The following is a 414-nucleotide window of genomic DNA, read 5'->3' as shown; positions in this document are numbered from 1 at the left end:
CGAGAGCTGCGACTCGTACGGGCGGTTCCTGATCCGCCGCGAGGAGATGCGCCAGTCCCTGCGGATCGTCGAGCAGTGCCTGGAACGGCTGGAGCCGGGCCCGGTCATGGTCGCCGACAAGAAGATCGCCTGGCCGGGGCAGCTCGCGATGGGCCCGGACGGCCTCGGCAACTCGCTCGACCACATCAAGAACATCAGGGGCACCTCCATGGAGGCCCTCATCCACCACTTCAAGCTGGTGACCGAGGGCTTCCGGGTACCGGCCGGGCAGGCGTACGCGGCCGTCGAGTCGCCCAAGGGCGAGCTCGGGGTCCACGTCGTCTCCGACGGCGGCACCCGCCCCTACCGGGTCCACTTCCGCGATCCGTCCTTCACCAACCTGCAGGCCATGGCGGCGATGTGCGAGGGCGGCCA

At 69.8% G+C, this 414-nt stretch carries 1 pseudogene; it reads left to right on the top strand.

Features of this window, described 5'->3' with window-relative positions:
• Positions 1-414: pseudogene (locus G3I78_RS49415) on the top strand (NADH dehydrogenase subunit D); the annotation flags it as partial.

This window comes from Streptomyces sp. SID13726 (assembly GCF_010548375.1).
In the GTDB taxonomy this organism is placed as follows: domain Bacteria; phylum Actinomycetota; class Actinomycetes; order Streptomycetales; family Streptomycetaceae; genus Streptomyces.
The sequence above is the reverse complement of the archived record's forward strand: the minus strand, read 5'-3'. Positions and strand labels throughout refer to the sequence as shown.